The sequence below is a fragment of the Microbispora sp. NPDC046933 genome (assembly GCF_040644635.1).
Classification (GTDB): domain Bacteria; phylum Actinomycetota; class Actinomycetes; order Streptosporangiales; family Streptosporangiaceae; genus Microbispora.
The window spans coordinates 48817-66817 of sequence record NZ_JBEYWW010000027.1; the positions used below are offsets into that span (position 1 = coordinate 48817).

Below are 18001 nucleotides of genomic sequence, written 5' to 3' on the forward strand. Positions count from 1 at the left end.
AGGATCGGACTCCTGTTAGTTGAGTCGACATAACTCAACCCAGTGGAGTGCTGATGTCCCAGATCCTTCCCGTCCTCCCGCTCGACGACGAGGTCGTCCTGCCCGGCATGGTCGTGCCCCTCGATCTGTCGGACTCCGAGGTCCGCGCCGCCATCGACGCGGCCCGCGCCAGTGGCGAGAGCACGGTCCTGCTGGTGCCCCGCATAGACGGCCGCTACGGCCCGGTGGGGGTGAGCGCCGTCGTGGAACAGGTCGGCCGGCTGCCGGGCGGGGAGCCCGCGGCCGTGGTGCGCGGCGTCGACCGCATGCGCGTCGGCACCGGCACCACCGGCCCCGGCGCGGCGTTGTGGGTCGAGGCGACCGTGCTGGAGCCGGTCGCGGCCGGGCCGAGGGCCGAGGAGCTCGCCAAGGAGTACAAGGCCCTCACCACCACGATCCTGCAGAAGCGGGGCGCGTGGCAGGTGGTCGACGCGGTCAACCAGATCACCGACCCCGCCGTCCTCGCCGACAGCGCGGGATACGCCCCCTGGCTGCAGACGCCGCAGAAGCTGCTGCTGCTGGAGACCCCCGACCCGGCCGAGCGGCTGGACAAGCTGGTCGGCTGGGCCCGCGACCACCTGGCCGAGCTGGACGTCGCGGAGACCATCCGCAAGGACGTCCAGGAGGGCATGGAGAAGCAGCAGCGCGAGTTCCTGCTCCGCCAGCAGCTCGCGGCCGTGCGCAAGGAGCTCGCCGAGCTCAACGGCGACCCCTCCGACGAGGAGGAGGACTACCGTGCCCGCATCGAGGCCGCCGACCTGCCGGAGAAGGTCAGGGAGGCCGCGCTCAAGGAGGTCGGCAAGCTGGAGCGGTCCTCCGACCAGTCGCCCGAGAGCGGCTGGATCCGCACCTGGCTCGACACGGTGCTCGACATGCCGTGGAACGTCCACACGACCGACGAGTACGACATCGCGGGAGCCCGCGCGGTGCTCGACGCCGACCACACCGGCCTGGACGACGTGAAGGACCGCATCGTGGAATACCTCGCGGTGCGCAAGCGCAGGGCCGACCAGGGCCTCGGCGTGGTCGGCGGCCGCCGCAGCGGCGCCGTCCTCGCGCTGGCCGGCCCTCCCGGAGTCGGCAAGACCTCGCTCGGCGAGTCGGTCGCCCGCGCCATGGGCCGAAAGTTCGTCCGCGTCGCCCTCGGCGGCGTCCGCGACGAGGCGGAGATCCGCGGTCACCGGCGCACGTACGTGGGGGCGCTGCCCGGCCGCATCGTCCGGGCGATCCGCGAGGCGGGCTCGATGAACCCGGTCGTGCTGCTCGACGAGATCGACAAGGTCGGCGCCGACTACCGGGGCGACCCGACGGCGGCGCTGCTCGAAGTGCTCGACCCGGCGCAGAACCACACGTTCCGCGACCACTACCTGGAGGTCGAGCTCGACCTGAGCGATGTGCTGTTCCTCGCCACGGCCAACGTGCTGGAGCAGGTGCCCGGGCCGCTGCTCGACCGCATGGAGATCGTCACGCTCGACGGTTACACCGAGGACGAGAAGGTCGCCATCGCCCGCGACCACCTGCTCCCGCGCAACCTGGAGAAGGCCGGCCTCACCGCCGCCGACGTGACGGTGGAGGAGGCGGCGCTGCGCCGCCTGGCGGGCGAGTACACCCGCGAGGCCGGCGTCCGCTCCCTCGAACGCTCGATCGCCCGGATCCTGCGCAAGGTGACGGCGAACGTGGCCCTCGGCGACGCCGGGCTCCCGGTGACGGTCACCGCCGACGACCTGGTCTCCTACCTGGGCCGGCCGCGCCACGTGCCCGAGTCGTCCCTGCCGGAGGCCCGGCAGCGTACGGCGGTGCCGGGTGTGGCGACCGGCCTCGCGGTGACCGGCGCGGGCGGCGACGTCCTCTACGTCGAGGCGTCGCTGGCCGACCCGGAGACCGGGGCGACCGGGGTGACCCTGACCGGCCAGCTCGGCGACGTGATGAAGGAGTCGGCGCAGATCGCGCTGTCCTTCCTGCGGTCGCGGGGCGCCGAGCTGGAGCTGCCGGTCGGGTCGCTCAAGGACAGGTCGGTGCACATCCACGTGCCCGCGGGCGCGGTGCCGAAGGACGGCCCGTCGGCCGGTGTCACGATGACCACCGCCCTGGCCTCGCTGCTGTCGGGCCGGCCGGTCCGCGCGGATGTGGCGATGACCGGCGAGGTGTCCCTCACCGGGCGCGTGCTGCCGATCGGCGGGGTCAAGCAGAAGCTGCTGGCCGCCCACCGGGCCGGGATCACCACCGTGCTCATCCCGGCGCGCAACGAGCCCGACCTGGACGACGTCCCGGCCGAGGTGCTGGCCGACCTCACCGTCCACGCGGTGAGCGACGTGCGTGAGGTCCTCGACCTGGCCCTCACCCCGGCGACGGTCGCTCAGCAGGCAGCCGCCTGACCCACTCCACACGGCCCGCGTCTCCGCTCCGGAGGCGCGGGCCTTTCCCTGTGACACAGGCCTTTCCATGTGACAAAGGACACATTCCCGGTATGGAATAAGGAGTAGCTCGCTCCTGTTTGAGCCGGTCGTGAGCGTATCGAACCTGGTGAACCCGCCCGAGCGAGGGTGTCCCGCGGTCTGAACATCGTCTGTCCGCCCCCTCCTCACGAAGGCACTCCCCGATGACGCTCTCCCCGCTGCCCGATCTGATCCTGCGCCGGATCACACATCTGCCCTTCCCACCCGGCACGCGCTAGCCGCACACGCATGAGGAATCGGCCGCCAACTTCTTCGGGGACAGCAAGTGATCACGGTTACCGGCCTGCGTAAGGCCTACGGCGACGTCGTCGCGCTCGACGGCGTCGACCTCCACGTGGGTAAGGGCGAGGTCTTCGGCGTGCTCGGGCGCAGCGGCGCCGGCAAGAGCACCCTGCTGCGCTGCGTCAACCTGCTCGAACGTCCCGACGAGGGCGTGGTGACCGTCGACGGGCGCGAGCTGACCACCCTCGGCGCGGCCGACCTGCGCCGCGCCCGCCAGCGCATCGGCATGATCCACCAGCACTTCGCGCTGCTGTCGTCGCGCACGGTGGCGGGCAACGTGGCCTTCCCGCTGGAGGTCATGGGCGTCGGCCGGGCCGCCCGGGCCCGGCGCGTCGCGGAGATGCTCGACCTCGTGGGCCTGGCCGACCGCGCCGGGGCCTACCCCGCGCAGTTGTCCGGCGGCCAGAAGCAGCGGGTCGGCATCGCGCGGGCGCTCGCCGCGGAGCCGTCGGTGCTGCTGTCGGACGAGGCGACCTCCGCGCTCGACCCCGCCACGACCCAGTCGATCCTGGCCCTGCTCCGGCGGCTCAACCGGGAGCTGGGGCTGACCATCCTGCTCATCACCCACGAGATGGACGTCATCAAGGCCGTCTGCGACTCGGCGGCGATCATGAGCGACGGGCGGATCGCCGAGGCGGGCCCCATCCCCGAGCTGCTCGCCACCCCCGGGTCGCGCCTCGCGGCCGAGCTGTTCCCGCTGCCGCCCGCCGAGCCCGGCACCGTGACGGTCGCCCTGGCCGCGGACCAGACCCTGCTGTCGCGTCTCGCGCGTACGCACGACGTGGACGTCGCCGTCGCCGCGGGCGCGGTCGAACAGGTCGCCGGGGTCGCGGCGGGCCGGCTGCGGCTGCGGATCACCGGAGCCGGTACGGCGGCCGCCCTCGCCGAGCTGCGCGAGCGCGGCCTGCTGGTGGAGGAGGACGCATGACCTGGTCGGAGATGAGCCCCCTGCTGTGGGAGGCCACCGGGCAGACCGCCGTGATGGTGGGCTGGTCCACGCTGTTCACCGTGCTGTTCGGGCTGCCGCTCGGCGTCTGCCTCGCCGGGACGGACCGGGGCGGGCTGTTCCCGGCGCCCGCCGTGCGGCGCGTGCTCGGCCTGGTCGTCAACATCGGGCGGTCGCTGCCCTTCATCGTCCTCATGATCGCGGTCATCCCGGTGACCCGCGTGCTCACCGGCACCACGATCGGGACCGCCGCCGCGGTGGTCCCGCTGACGATCGGCGCGGTGCCGTTCTTCGCCCGGCTGGTCGAGACGGCGCTGCGCGAGGTGGGCCGCGACGTCGTGCAGGCGGCCGAGGCGATGGGGGCGGGCCGGGTGACGATCGTGGCCCGCGTCCTGCTCCCCGAGGCGCTGCCCGGCCTGGTCGCCGGGCTGACCGTCACCGTGGTCACGCTCATCTCCTACTCGGCCATGGCCGGGGTGATCGGCGGCGGCGGTCTCGGCGACCTCGCCGTCCGCTACGGATACCAGCGGTTCGAGACCACGCTCATGGTCGTCACCGTGGTCGTCCTGGTCGTCGTGGTGCAGCTCGCACAGACCCTGGGCGACGCCGTCGCCCGCCGTCTTTCCCACCGTTAACCCATCTAAGGAGTTCTGTCCCATGCGTAGAACGCTCGGCCTCGTCATCGCCGCCGTGGTCGCGCTCGTGTTGTCCGCCTGCGGGTCCTCGTCTTCGGACACGGCGACCGCCTCCGGCACGGCGGCGGCGGACGCCCCGCTCAAGGTCGGCGTGAGCCCGGTGCCGCACGCGCAGATCCTGAAGTACGTGGCCGACAACCTGGCCGCCGCGAAGGGCCTGAAGCTGGAGATCGTCGAGTTCAGTGACTACGTGCAGCCCAACCTGCAGCTCCAGGACGGCCAGCTCGACGCCAACTACTTCCAGCACAAGCCGTACCTGGACGACTTCAACGCCTCGAAGGGTACGAAGCTGAGCTTCGTCGCCCCGGTGCACCTGGAGCCGCTCGGCCTGTACTCCAAGAAGGTCAAGGACCTCGCCTCGCTGCCGCAGGGCGGCACGGTCGCCGTGCCCAACGACGCCACCAACCTCGGCCGGGCGCTGAAGCTGCTCGCCGACAACGGCGTGGTCACGCTCAAGGACGGCGTGGGCACCGCCGCGACGGAGCGCGACGTGACCGGCAACCCGAAGAACCTGACCTTCCGCCCGCTGGAGGCCGCCCAGCTCCCGCGCTCGCTCGACGACGTGGACGCCGCCGTGATCAACGGCAACTACGCGCTGGAGGCGAACCTCAACCCGTCCTCCGACGCGCTGGTGCTGGAGAAGGCCGAGGGCAACCCGTACGCCAACGGCCTGGTGGTGGCGCAGGGGCACGAGAGCGACCCGCGCGTGAAGACGCTGGTCGGGCTGCTGACCGGCCCCGAGGTGAAGAAGTACATCGAGGACACGTTCAAGGGCTCGGTCATCCCCGCCTCCTGACGCGTACATTCATGGACGAATCATCCAGTCGCTTGACCGGATGATTCGTCCATGCTGTCATGGCCCCATGTTGTACGGCACACCGGCACTGGAGGCCGCGGACGAGAAGGTGCTCGCCGAGATCGAGGAGATGCGGCGCGACCTGAAATACCGCCTGGCCGAGGCCCACCGCTGGGACGGCCTGCTGCGGCGGCAGTTGCAGGCGCGGGCGATCCAGGGGTCCAACAACATCGAGGGCTACCACGCCAGCGTCGAGGACATCGAGTCGATCATGTCGGGGGAGGACCCCCTGGAGACGTCGGCGGCCGTGGCCCGGGAGATCGCCGGCTACCGGCAGGCGCTCACCTACATCGGCGCCCTGTCGCGGGCATCGGCCTTCCGATACGACGTGGGCCTGCTGCACGCGCTCAACTTCATGATGATCGGCCACCACGTGGACAAGACGCCGGGCACGGTGCGACCCGGCGGGATCTACATCAGGAACTCCGCGACCGGCGAGGTGGTCTACGAGGGCCCGGACCACGAGCAGGTCCCCGGCCTGCTGGCGGAACTCGTCGAGTGGCTCAACGGGGGCGACCTCGACGCGCCCAGCTACGTGCGCGCCGCCATGGCGCACTTCAATCTGGTGGCGATCCATCCATGGCGGGACGGCAACGGGCGGATGTCGCGGGCGCTGCAGACGCTCGTGCTCGGCCGCGACCAGATCACCACCCCGGAGTTCTCCTCGATCGAGGAGTGGCTGGGTACAGGCGAAACCACTCTCGAGTACTACCAAGCGCTCCGGACGGTACAGAACGGCCGGTGGAGCCCGCACGGGGACACCCTCTCGTGGGTGCGGTTCGTCCTGCGCTGCCACCACATGCAGGCGCAGCGGGTGGGACGCCGGCTCGCGGAGGCGGGCGAGGTGTGGATGCTGCTGGAGGAGCGGACCGGGGCGCAGGGCCTGCACCCGCGCACGGTCTCCGCGCTCTACCAGGTGTTCGTCTCCCGTCGGCTGCGGCGGGGCATGTACCAGGCCGACGAGGGGCTGAGCCAGGGCCAGGCCGCCCGCGACCTGCGCGAGCTGGCGGCCACCGGGTGGCTCCAGCCGTACGGGGAGACGAAGGGCCGCTTCTACGCGCCGGGGCCGAAGATGACGGAGATCAAGGCCGCGTTCGCCGAGCGGGCCAGGCCGCTACGCGACCCCTACCGGACGCTGGAGAGCTGAGCGGACCCATCGGGAATTCGCGCCTACCGCCCCGAATGCGAACCGAGTAACGTTCGGTTATGCACCCTGGGGCGATCGCGACGGTGACGCCGGACAAACCGGCGGTGATCATGGCGGGCTCCGGTCGCGTGATCACCTTTCGGGAGCTCGACGAGGAGTCCAACCGCCTGGCCCATCTGCTGCGGGCCGCGGGCCTGCGGCCGGGCGACCACATCGCCTTCATGCTGGAGAACCATCCGCTCTTCCTCGTGATCGCGTGGGCCGCGCACCGCTCGGGCCTGTACTACACCGCGATCAGCTCCCGGCTCCAGGCCGACGAGCTGTCGTACATCGTGGACAACTGCGGGGCGCGGGTCTTCATCTCCTCGGCGAAGCTCGCGGCCGTCGCGAGCGCCGTCACCGAGGCCACGCCCGGCGTCGAGCTGCGGCTCATGGTCGACGGCGTCGCCCCGGGCTTCACGTCGTACGAGGAGGCCGTGGCGGGGCAGCCGGCGACGCCGGTCGACGACGAGTGCCAGGGCGCCGACATGCTCTACTCGTCGGGCACCACGGGACGCCCCAAGGGGGTCAAACCGCCGCTCAGCCGGGCGCCGCTGGAGGCCCCCGGGGCCCTGGTGCGGCTCATCCGGTCCCTGTTCGCGCCCTCGGCCGACGGCGTGTACCTGTCGCCCGCGCCGCTCTACCACGCCGCTCCGCTGCGGTACAGCATGTCCTTCCAGCGCCTCGGCGCGACCGTGGTGGTGATGGAGAGGTTCGACCCCGAGGAGGCGCTGGCGCTCGTCGAGCGGCACCGGGTGACCCACGCGCAGTGGGTGCCCACGATGTTCGTCAAGATGCTCAAGCTGCCCGAGGAGGTGCGCGAGCGCTACGACCTGTCGTCGCTGCGCTGCGCCATCCACGCCGCCGCGCCCTGCCCCGTCGAGGTCAAGGAGCGGATGATGGAGTGGTGGGGGCCGATCGTCCACGAGTACTACGCGGGCACGGAGGGCAACTGCTTCCTGTACGCGGGGCCGGAGGACTGGCTGGCCCACAAGGGCACGGTGGGCCGGCCGCTGCTCGGGGTCGCCCACGTCTGCGACGAGAACGGCGACGAGCTGCCGCCCGGCGAGCACGGCACGGTCTACTTCTCCGACGGCCCGAAGTTCGAGTATCACGGCGACCCCGAGAAGACCGCGTCGGTCCAGGACCCCAAGGGCCGCGGCTGGACCACGCTGGGGGACGTCGGCTACCTGGACGAGGACGGCTTCCTCTACCTCACCGACCGGCGCTCGTACATGATCATCTCGGGTGGGGTGAACATCTACCCGCAGGAGGCCGAGAACGTGCTGGCGATGCATCCCGAGGTGGCCGACGTGGCCGTCTTCGGGGTGCCGGACCCCGAGATGGGCGAGCAGGTCAAGGCCGTCGTGCAGCCGGCGGACCCGGCCGGCGCCGGTCCCGCGCTGGAGGCCGAGCTGATCGCCTACTGCCGGGAACGCCTGGCCCACTACAAGTGCCCGAAATCGGTCGACTTCCGCGACGAGCTGCCCCGCCACCCCACCGGCAAGCTGTACAAGCGCCTGCTCAGGGACGAGTACTGGCCTCGGACGAGCTGACATAAAGTACGCGTAGGGCGCTCGGGGGACCCCACCGCTGATCGCTTAGCGTGACCTTATCGCCGATGCGCCATCGTATTACGTGTACCGGCGGAGAGCCGGGATCACCGGCGAATCCATTGAGGGGGATGGCGATGAGCTCACCTGAGCACGTTCCCGGCGACGAGAACACCCAGATACTCCCCGGTCACGGCTGGAGCCAGTTCGGCAGCACGCCGCCTCAGCACGGCCAGTACACCGGGGCGTACCAGTCGTACGGCGCCTACGGGAGCAGCCCTTATGACACGGCGCAGTTTCCGCCGCCTCCGGCGCGGAAGGGCACGCTGACCGCCCGTCAGAAGGCGGGCGCGGGTCTCGCCCTCGTGGCCGTGGCGCTCGGCGGCGGGGTCACCGGGGCCCTCGTCGCGAACAGCGTGAACGGCGGGCAGACGGTGATCGCGAGCCCGGTGGTCAAGGGGGTGTCCAACTCCTCGGGCACCACGATCGCCGCGGTGGCCAAGGCGATCATGCCGTCGGTGGTGTCGATCGAGGTGAAGACCGCCACGGCCGGTGGCGAGGGGTCCGGTGTCATCCTGTCGGCCGACGGTCTGATCCTGACGAACAACCACGTGGTGAGCATGGGCGGCGGTGGCGGCGGCACGGTCACCGTGAAGTTCAGCGACGGCAAGACCGCCAACGCCGTCGTCAAGGGCACCGACCCCACCACGGACCTCGCGGTCATCCAGGCGCAGGGCGTGTCGGGCCTGACCCCCGCCTCCCTCGGCGACAGCGACAAGCTCCAGGTCGGCGACGCGGTCCTCGCGATCGGCAGCCCGCTCGGCCTGGAGGGATCGGTCACCTCCGGCATCGTGAGCGCCCTCGACCGCACGCTGACCGAGGCCCCCGAAGAGCAGCAGCAGCCGCAGTTCCCCTGGGGCATGGAACAGCAGCGGCAGCCGCAGAGCCAGGGCACCACGATCGGCGGCATGATCCAGACCGACGCCGCGATCAACCCCGGCAACTCCGGCGGCGCGCTGGTCAACTCCTCCGGGCAGGTCGTCGGCGTCAACACGGCGATCGCCACCTCGGGCTCCAGCTCCGGCAACATCGGCGTGGGCTTCGCGATCCCCATCAACACCGCGAAGCTGGTCTCCGAGCAGCTCATCAAGACGGGCAAGGCGACCCACGCCTTCTTCGGCGTGAGCGTGGCCGACGCGGTCGGCGGCGCGTCCGGCGCGGTGGTCAGCTCGATCACGGCGGGCAGCCCGGCGGAGAAGGCCGGCCTCAAGGAGGGCGACCTGATCACCAAGATCAACGACAAGCTGGTGGACAGCGCGGAGGCGCTGGTCGGCACCATCCGCAGCTCCCGCCCCGGCGACAAGGTGACCGTCACCTTCACCCGCGACGGCAAGGAGACCACCATCACCACCGCGCTCGCGGAGCAGTCGTCCACGAGCTGACGGCCCACGAACGTCGCCGGCGGGCCTCTGGGGGGACGGCCCGCCGGCGATCGCTTTTCCCCGGAAGAGCGGCTACCTGCGCCGGCGGCCGCTGATCGCGCGGAACGTGTCCTCCAGGGCGGTGAGGGTCTCGTCGTACGTGAGCCGGGCGGCCACCCCGACGGACAGGCAGTCGACGACGGTGAGCTGGGCGATCCTGCTGCCCATCGCGCCGAAGCGGAACGGGGTCTCGCGGGCCGCGGTCTTCAGCACGATGTCGGCCAGCTCGGTGATCGGCGAGGGGTCGAAGTTCGTGATCGCGATCGTGGTCGCCTGCCGGTCGGCGGCGAGCCGCAGCGCGTCCAGGACGTCGACGGTGGTGCCGGTGTGCGAGATGCCGATCGCGACGTCACCCCCGCGAAGCAGCGCGGCCGAGGTGAGCGCGCTGTGGAAGTCCTGCCAGGCGAAGGCCATCAGGCCGATCCGGTGCAGCTTCTGGTGCAGGTCGGCCGCGACGAAGCCGCTCGCCCCGGCGCCGTAGAGGTCCACGCGGCGGGCCTCGGCGATCGCGGTGACCGCACGCTCCAAGGCGGCGACGTCGAGGTGCTCGGCGGTCTCGGCGACCGCGCGGGAGTCGCTGTAGCCGATCTTGGCGACGATCTCCTCCAGCGGATCGCCGGCGCTGATGTCGCCGTCGAGGGGGCGGGCGCCGCCGGCCCGCGACGCCTCCAGTGTCGCCTCGCGGGCGAGCGCGATCCGCAGTTCGGGGTAGCCGCGCAGCCCGATGGCACGGCAGAAGCGCAGCACCGTGGCCTCCGAGGTGCCGCACTCGCGGGCGAGCACGCCGATCGGCCGGTCCGCGACGCCCTGGGGGTCGGCCAGCACCGCGCGCGCGACCCGTTGCTCCGCGGGTCGCAGAGACCGGATGGCGCCGCGCAGTCGCACGAGGATCCCGTTCGAGGCCGGGATGCCGTTCGAGTAGTCTCCGCCGGGGCCCACGCCGCCCTGCCCCTACTTGCTCATACCGGCGGTCAACCCGGCGATGATCTGCTTGGTCGCCAGGACGAACAGCACGAAGAGCGGCGCCGTGGCGAGGACCAGCCCGGCGAACAGCGCCGACCAGTCGGTCGTGTACTCGCCGAAGAACTGCGACAACCCTCGCGGGATCGTGAACTTCTCGTCGGAGCGCAGCAGCACCAGCGGGTAGAGGAACTCATGCCACAGCGGCACGAACTGGAACAGCGTCACCGACGCCATCGCGGGCCGCACCAGCGGCAGCATGATCTGGCCGAAGATCCGGAACTCGCCGGCCCCGTCGAGCCGGGCCGCCTCGTCCAGCTCGCCGGGCAGCGAGCGGTAGAACGCCGACAGCACGAAGACGCAGAACGGCACCCCGGACGCGGCGTACAGCAGGGTGAGCCCGAGCAGCGAGTCGATCAATCCCATGGAGTCCATGAGGTAGAAGATCGGCACCAGGCCCAGCCGGATCGGCAGCATCAGCCCGGCCAGGAAATAGGCCCCGAGCACCCGGCTGCCGAAGAAGTCGTAGCGGGCCAGCGGATAGGCCGCCAGCGCGGAGACCGCCGTGCCGAGCAGCACCGCGCCGCAGGTGACGATCAGCGAGTTCAGGAAGTACGTGCCGAACGACGCCTCCGTCCACGCCCAGGCGTAACTGCGCAGCGTGGGTGACGCCGGCAGCCCCAGCGGCGCGGTCAAGATCTCGCTCGTCGGCCGCAGCGAGTTGAGCACCATGACGACCAACGGCAGCAGCGCGACGACCGCGTAGCCCCACAGCAGCAGGTGGACGGCGACCCGCCCCGGAGCGCGGCGCCCGGCCGTCACACCAGCATCCTTTCGCGGCGCCGGAAGTACGAGGTGGCCAGCAGCGACACCCCGAAGATGAACACGAACATCAGCACGGCGAGCGCCGACGACCGTCCGATCGCCTCCACTCCGCCCTCCTGGAACGCGACCCGGTAGAACAGCAGGCCGAGCACGTCGGTCGAGTGCGCGGGCGACCCGGTCGACCCGGCCATCGCGTAGACCAGCCCGAAGGCGTTGAAGTTGCCGATGAACGTCAGCACGCTCACCACGCCGATCGCCGGGGTCAGCAGCGGCAGCGTCACCCGCCGGAACGCCTGCCAGGCGGAGGCCCCGTCGACCCGGGCCGCCTCGTGGTATTCGGCCGGGATCCCGGCGAGCGCGGCGGAGAACAGCAGCATGGGGAAGCCCACCCACTGCCACGCGTTGACTCCGATGACGACCGGCAGCGCCGTGCGCGTGTCGCCCAGCCAGGGCAGCGCCCACGAGTCCAGCCCGGCCGCCTCGAGCAGCGCGTTGACCGGGCCGAACGTCGGGTTGAGCAGCAGGCTCCACAGGTAGCCGACGACCAGCGGGTCCACCAGGTACGGCGTGGTGAACGCGGCCTGGAGGAACCGCTTGCCGCGGCCGTACCGGAACAGCAGGAGGGCGAACAGCAGCCCGGCCGTGTTCTGGATCAGCATCGTCCCGGCGAAGAACAGCGCGTTGTGCGCGAACGCCTGCCACAGCTGCTGGTCATAGGGGTAGACGCTGAACAGGTCCCGGTAGTTGCCGAGCCCGGCGAACCCCGCCTGCCGGATCCCGCGCCACTCGAAGAAGCTGTAGTCGAGCGCGGTGACCAGCGGATAGACGATGAAGACCGAGTAGAGCAGGAGCGCGGGCAGCAGGAAGACGGCCAGCACCCGCCACCGCGGCACGTACCGGCGGCCGGCGCCGGTGCGTGCCGCGCGACGCCAGGGAAAGCGTCCGGGAGGGCGCTCGGGAGAGCGTCGGGGCGTGTTCAGTTCCCCGGCTTGAACCACTGCCCGACGCCCTTCTGCACGCTCTCGGCGACCGCCTTGGGATCGGTCTGGCCCGCCAGCATCTTCTGCACCTCGTCCCGGAAGACCGCGTCACCGTTCGGCTGGCCGTACCGGAAGTCGACGAGCAGCGTGTACGGCGCGCCGTTGGCGGCGTAGTTCTTCGCCATCTCGGCCAGCAGCGGGTCCGACGGCGTGACCCCGGGGACCGCGGACAGCTGCTTCAGCTCGCCCGCGTAGAGCTGCCCGAACTCCGGCGTCGCCATCCACCTGACCAGTTCGAGCGCCTCGGCCTGGTGGGCCGACTTGGCGTTGACGCCGAACGAGCCGTCGGCCCAGCCCGGCGTGACGGGCGTGGTCACCGGGGAGCCGGGCGGCGGCGGCACCTGGAAGACGCCGAGATCCAGGCTCGGGTTGGCCGCGAGCATGGGCGCCAGGTCGAAGCTGCCCGTCGGGTACATCGCGGCCTTCCCGCTGGCGAACAGCGCCTGGACGTCGGGGATCTTGACGGCCACCACGTCCTTGGGGAAGTACGGCTCCAGGTCCTTGATCAGCTTGATCGAGGTTGTGAAGTCGGGGTCGGTGAACTTCTTCTCGCCTCTCAGCAGCGCGTCGCGGAACCTGGTGCTGCCGTAGCGGGCGTTGCCGAAGATCTCGTGGACGATCGGCAGCGTCCAGGTGGCGTCGGGCCCGGCCGCGACGGCGAACGGCGTGATCCCGGCCTCCTTCAGCTTCCCGGCCGCCGCGATCATGTCGTCCCAGGTGGCCGGGGGCTGGATGCCGTTGTCGCCGAACAGCTTCTTGTTGTAGAGCACCTGGAGCGTCTGGTAGGCGAACGGCACGCCGTAGATCTTGCCGTCCTTGTGGCCCTTGGCGCCTTCCAGCAGCTTGGCGTCGAAGCCGGACAGCGCCTCGACCTTGCCGTCCAGCGGCACCAGCTGGCCCGCCTCGACCAGCGGCTGCAACCCGCCGTAGGACTTCAGCTGGGCGACGTCGGGCCCGGCGGCGCCGGACAGGCCGGTTGCCAGGATGTTGGGGTACTCGGTGGCCTGGAACGGCTTGAACTCGACATGGATCTTCGGGTGCGACTTCTCGAACGTGGCGAGGATCTTCTCGTACGCCTTGACGTCCTCCACCCGCCACGACCACAGACTCAGCGTGACCTTGTCGCCGCCCGCCTTGCCGCCCTGTGCTTCGCCGCCCTGGTCGGATGCGCCGACCTGCGCTGTATTGCCCTGCCCTGGCGCGCACGCCGCCAGCGCCACCGCGAGCACCCCGATCGCCCCCGCGATCCACCTTCTCTTCATGAGACTCCCTTTCGCCGGCGTCGCGCGTGTAGGTAAATGCCATGCAAGGTCATCGCGTTGTCTGAAAATTACTTACATCTGACAAGATCCGCAATGCCTTCTTCACAGAAGGTTCACGCGAACGGGCGGCGGGGCGAGAGCGTTCAGCCGTGGTGGCGGGTGAGGGCCTCCGACTCCCACAGGTCACGGTAGTAGCCGGGCACGGCGACAAGGTCGGCGTGCGTGCCGCGCTGGGTGACCCCGCCGCCCTCCAGCACGACGATCTCGTCGACCTGTTCCAGGCCGCGCAGCCGGTGGGTGACCAGCAGCGTGGTGTGGCCCCGGGTGGCGTCCAGCAGGTCGGCCATCAGCAGGTCGGCCGTCTCCTCGTCCAGGGCCTCGGCCGGCTCGTCGAGCAGCAGCACCGGCGGGTCGTACAGCAGGGCCCGGGCCAGCGCGAGCCGCTGGAGCTGGCCGCCGGAGACCGTCCGGCCGTCCTCGCCGAGCACCGCGTCCCAGCCGGTGCGCTCGGTCCACGCGTCCAGACGGGCCCGCCGCACGGCCGCCTCGACGTCCTCGGCGGACGCCTCCGGCCCGGCCAGACGCAGGTTGTCCCTGACCGTGGCCTGGAAGACGTACGGGTCCTGGGTGAGGCCCGTGATGAGCGCCCGCACGTCATCGGAGGACAGGCGCCGCACGTCGACCCCGTTGAGCCGGATCGCGCCGGACTCGATCTCCACGGTCCGCATCAGCGCCGACAGCAGGGTGCTCTTCCCCGCGCCGCTCGGGCCGACCACCGCGACCCGGCGGCCCGGCGTCAGCGTCAGGCTCACGCCCTTCAGCGCGGGCTCGCGCCCGCTGTGACGCACCACGAGGTCCTCGACCTCCACCGCCAGCGGCGGCTCGGGCGCGGACGCCGGCTCCGCGGGCTCGCGCACCGCCGGGGGAGTGGCGGCGGTCTCCCCGAGCCTGCGCAGCGCCGCGACCACCCCCGCGAACCGCTCGCCCGCCGCCGCCAGCGGGAGCACGGGCTCGAAGGCGACCAGCGAGGTCAGGGCGGCCACGGCGGTCGCGACCCGGCCGAGACCGGCGGCCTGGGCCGTCAGGACCACGGCGACGACGGTCAGCCCCTGCGTCAGCATGCCGACGCCGAGCGCGGCGGCGTTGATCCGGGCCTGCCCCCGCTCCAGCAGGGACAGCCGCCCGTCGGCGTCCATCGCCGCCGACAGCGCCCGGTCGCGCGCGCCGTACGCCGCGAGGTCGGCCGCGCCGTGGACCAGGTCGGCCACCCGGGCGGCCAGGTCGGCGCGGGCCGGGGCGATCCGCGCCGACCAGCGCCGCGCGGCGGCGGCAGTGCCCGCGGGCAGCAGCACCCCGGCGACGAGCAGGCCGGCGGCGAGCACGAACGCGGCGGCGGGCAGCAGGAAGCCCGCGATGACGACGGCGGCGACGCCGGTGATCAGCGCGGCGGCGGCCGGCAGCAGGCAGCGGACGAGGAGGTCCTGCACGGCGTCGGTGTCGTCCACCATCCGGCTGAGCAGGTCGGCCCCGCGCTGCGGCAGCGGCCCGGCCGGGATCAGCGCCCGGTAAAGACGCTCGCGGGTGCCCGCCTGGGCGCGCAGCGCGACGTCGTGCCCGGCCAGGCGCTCGCCGTACCGGAACACGCCGCGGGTGGTGGCGAACGCCCGCACGGCCACGATCGCGACCGACAGCGCCGCCAGAGGCGGCTGCTCGGCGGCCCGCGTGATCAGCCAGGCGGCCGACGCGATGAGCGCGACCCCCGCGAGGTCGGCCGCCGCCCCGGCGAGCGCGGCGAGCACGAGCCGCCGTCCCATGCCGGTGCCGGTGACCACCGACAGCGGTGAGGCCACCGTGGTCGTCTCCATGGCCGTCTCCCTGGTCGTCTCCCTGGTCGTCTCCGTGGTCGTCTCCGTGCGGCTCATCGGGCCTCCCCGCCCCGCACCGGAACCGGGGGGACGAGGGCGCCGCCGTCGAGACGGACGACCCGGTCGGCCAGGTCGATCATCGCCGGGCGGTGCGCGACGATGATCGCCGTGCGCCCCTCCGCCAGCCTGCGCGTGGCCGCCACGATCGCCGCCTCGCTCCTGCCGTCGAGCCGCGCCGTGGGCTCGTCCAGCAGCAGCACCCGGGCGGCGGGACGGCAGAAGGCCCTGGCCAGGGCGACCCGCTGACGCTGGCCCGCCGACAGGTTCGCGCCGCGCTCGCCGAGCGGGGTGTCGTACCCCTGCGGCAGGGCGCCGGCGAACTCCGCCACCCGCGCCGCCTCGGCGGCGGCCCTGATCTCCTCCGGTGTGGCCGCCGAGCCGAGCGCGATGTTGTCGGCCACCGACGTCGCGAACAGGTGCGGGCGCTGCGGCACGAAGGCGAGCCGCCGCCGCCACTCGTCGAGGTCGAGTTCGGCCAGATCGACCCCGTCCGCCAGCACCCGCCCCGCGGACGGGGTCACGAACCCGAGCAGCAGGTGCAGCAGCGTGCTCTTGCCCGCGCCGCTCGGGCCCACGATCGCCACCCGCTCGCCCGGCTCGATGACCAGCGAGACGCAGTCGAGCGCGGTCTCCTCGCGGCCCGGGTAGCGCACGGTGACGTCCTCCAGCCGGATCTCCGGCGGCCCGCCGGCCGACGCGGCACGCCCCCCGCTCCTCGCGCTCTCTGCCTTCCCCGCGCTCCTCGCGCTCGCTGCCTCCTTCGCGCTCCTCGCGCTCGCTGCCTCCTCCGCCCTCTCCTGCCCGGTCTCCTGTGGCGGGTTGACGACCGCGAACGTCTCGTCGGCGGCGGCGACGCCCTCCATGGCGGCGTGGAACCGCGTGCCCATCGCGCGCAGCGGCAGGTACGCCTCCGGGGCCAGCAGCAGCACGAGCAGCGCCGTACGCAGGTCGAGCGAGCCCGACAGCAGCCGCAGCCCCACGGGCACCGCCACCAGCGCCAGCGACAGCGACGCGACGAGTTCGAGCACCAGCGACGACAGGAACGCCACCCGCAGCGTGCGCATCGTCGCGGCGCGGTGGGCCTCGGCCACCTCGCGGATCACCGACGCCTGGTAGCGGGCCCGGCCGAACGCCCGCAGCGTCGGCAGGCCGCGCACGACGTCGAGGAAGTGGCCGCCGAGGCGGGCCAGCGCGCGCCACTGCCGTTCGGTCACGGCCTTGGTGGTCCACCCGACCAGCGCCCCGAAGATCGGGATCAGCGGCAGCGTGAGCACCACGATCACGGCGGTGGCCAGGTCGGCCACGAAGAGCCGGACCACGACCGCGAGCGGCACGACCCCGGCCACGGCGACCGCCGGCAGGTAACCGGTCAGGTAGGGGTCGAGCGCGTCGAGCCCCCGGCCCGCGAGCGTCACCAGCTCGCCCGACCGGTACGCCGGCCCGAGACCCTCCACCCGGCCGAGGAGCAGCCGCCGCAGGGCCGACTTCAGCGCGGTGGCCGCGCGGCCCGCGAGCACTCCCTGCGCCCACCCGAGCAGCCCCCGGCAGGCGACGACGAGCGCCAGGGGGAGCAACGCGGCGACCGCGAACCGGCCGGACAGCACCCCGGCCAGCAGTTCCGCCTGCACGAGCACGAGCAACCCGGCCACCACCGCCGCCGCCAGGCAGCAGGCGAGATGGATGCGGACGCTCCGCTCCGCGCGGGCCAGCCGGAGGAGATCCTTGTGCAACGGTCCCCAATCAGAAGAACGTCGGCAGCGCGCCCCTGGAGAAGGTGCGCCACACCCATACTTGCGCGCCCACGAGGATCGGGGCGACCGGGACCACCATGACACTGAGCACAGTCAGTGTCTGATCCGGGGCGGCGTTGCCGAGCATGTGGGCGGCCGCGGCCGCCATGACCAGCACCGCGGGCGCGGCGGCGGCGCAGGCCGACAGCAGCAACGCCCGGCCGCTCGCACGGGGGCCGTCCTGCAGACGCCACGCCGCGAAGGTGCGCCCGTGCCAGGCGAGCAGCGCGAGCAGCGCGACACCTCCCGCGATGCCCGGCGCGTCGAAGGGCGAGGCGGGCAGGCCGCGCGCGACGGCCACCAGGATCGCGCCCCAGGCGAGCGCCAGCCCGGCCGAACCCGCCCACAGCGCGCCGTCCCACACCAGCCGCCAGGCGGCGCCGCCGGCCCTGCGGCGGAACCACAGCCCCGCGTCGCGCACGATCCACGCCAGCAGCAGGGCGACGACGAGGGGATACAGGCGGCTCAGCGCCTGGCCCTCCAGCACGGGGAACGCGCCGAACAGCACACCGGCGAGCGCGACCAGCCACACCTCGTTGGCGAGCACGAACGGGGCCATCGCGCCGACGAGGCGGTCCCGGGCGGCGGGGGAGCGGCCCAGCACGGGCAGCAGGACGCCGAGCCCGATGTCGAAGCCCTCCAGGGCGAAGTAGCCGGCCAGCAGGACGGCGAACGTCAGGAACCAGAAGATGTCCATGGAGGCAC

Annotated in this window: 14 protein-coding genes; 7 read left to right on the top strand and 7 right to left on the bottom strand. The window is 72.2% G+C overall.

Annotated elements, in window-relative coordinates; all coding sequences use genetic code 11:
• The first annotated feature begins 53 nt into the window (after nucleotides 1-53).
• From lon to ABZ857_RS30850, 7 genes are all read left to right on the top strand, one after another.
• A complete protein-coding gene (gene lon / locus ABZ857_RS30820) occupies nucleotides 54-2414 on the top strand; it encodes an endopeptidase La (protein WP_357049703.1) in 2361 nt (786 codons plus the stop codon).
• A 346-nt stretch (nucleotides 2415-2760) separates the two neighbouring features.
• Complete coding sequence (locus ABZ857_RS30825; protein WP_357049705.1) at nucleotides 2761-3705, top strand: ATP-binding cassette domain-containing protein; 945 nt, start codon at nucleotides 2761-2763, stop codon at nucleotides 3703-3705.
• Complete coding sequence (locus ABZ857_RS30830) at nucleotides 3702-4358, top strand: methionine ABC transporter permease (protein WP_357049708.1); 657 nt, start codon at nucleotides 3702-3704, stop codon at nucleotides 4356-4358. The genes ABZ857_RS30825 and ABZ857_RS30830 overlap by 4 nt, the downstream gene beginning before the upstream one ends.
• A 22-nt stretch (nucleotides 4359-4380) precedes the next feature.
• Nucleotides 4381-5214 (top strand): MetQ/NlpA family ABC transporter substrate-binding protein, encoded by an 834-nt coding sequence (locus ABZ857_RS30835; RefSeq protein WP_193204576.1) that lies wholly within the window; start codon nucleotides 4381-4383, stop codon nucleotides 5212-5214.
• Nucleotides 5215-5281: 67 nt separating this feature from the next.
• A complete protein-coding gene (locus tag ABZ857_RS30840) occupies nucleotides 5282-6421 on the top strand; it encodes a Fic family protein (RefSeq protein ID WP_357049711.1) in 1140 nt (379 codons plus the stop codon).
• A 59-nt stretch (nucleotides 6422-6480) separates the two neighbouring features.
• Complete coding sequence (locus ABZ857_RS30845) at nucleotides 6481-8016, top strand: acyl-CoA synthetase (protein ID WP_357049714.1); 1536 nt, start codon at nucleotides 6481-6483, stop codon at nucleotides 8014-8016.
• Between the two features lie 134 nt (nucleotides 8017-8150).
• Entirely contained in the window at nucleotides 8151-9455 is a 1305-nt protein-coding gene (locus ABZ857_RS30850; protein WP_357049717.1) for a trypsin-like peptidase domain-containing protein, read from the top strand.
• 72 nt (nucleotides 9456-9527) lie between these two features.
• On the opposite strand, the gene ABZ857_RS30855 is transcribed toward ABZ857_RS30850, so the two are convergent.
• From ABZ857_RS30855 to ABZ857_RS30885, 7 genes are all read right to left on the bottom strand, one after another.
• A complete protein-coding gene (locus ABZ857_RS30855; RefSeq protein ID WP_357049720.1) occupies nucleotides 9528-10433 on the bottom strand; it encodes a MurR/RpiR family transcriptional regulator in 906 nt (301 codons plus the stop codon).
• Nucleotides 10434-10445: 12 nt separating this feature from the next.
• Nucleotides 10446-11276, bottom strand: a complete 831-nt coding sequence (locus ABZ857_RS30860; protein ID WP_357049722.1) for a carbohydrate ABC transporter permease — start codon at nucleotides 11274-11276, stop codon at nucleotides 10446-10448.
• Nucleotides 11273-12157 carry a sugar ABC transporter permease gene (locus tag ABZ857_RS30865; RefSeq protein ID WP_357049725.1) on the bottom strand — a complete coding sequence of 295 codons (885 nt, stop codon included), beginning with the start codon at nucleotides 12155-12157 and terminating at the stop codon, nucleotides 11273-11275. Before ABZ857_RS30865 ends, ABZ857_RS30860 begins: the two co-directional genes overlap by 4 nt.
• A 98-nt stretch (nucleotides 12158-12255) precedes the next feature.
• A complete protein-coding gene (locus tag ABZ857_RS30870) occupies nucleotides 12256-13581 on the bottom strand; it encodes an extracellular solute-binding protein (protein ID WP_357049728.1) in 1326 nt (441 codons plus the stop codon).
• A 143-nt stretch (nucleotides 13582-13724) separates the two neighbouring features.
• Entirely contained in the window at nucleotides 13725-15503 is a 1779-nt protein-coding gene (gene cydC / locus ABZ857_RS30875; RefSeq protein ID WP_357049731.1) for a thiol reductant ABC exporter subunit CydC, read from the bottom strand.
• Nucleotides 15500-17236, bottom strand: coding sequence for a thiol reductant ABC exporter subunit CydD (gene cydD / locus ABZ857_RS30880; protein ID WP_357049734.1), 1737 nt, complete (start codon nucleotides 17234-17236; stop codon nucleotides 15500-15502). The genes cydC and cydD overlap by 4 nt, the downstream gene beginning before the upstream one ends.
• A 10-nt stretch (nucleotides 17237-17246) precedes the next feature.
• Nucleotides 17247-17993, bottom strand: coding sequence for a cytochrome d ubiquinol oxidase subunit II (locus ABZ857_RS30885; protein WP_357049737.1), 747 nt, complete (start codon nucleotides 17991-17993; stop codon nucleotides 17247-17249).
• Between the last annotated feature and the right edge of the window lie 8 nt (nucleotides 17994-18001).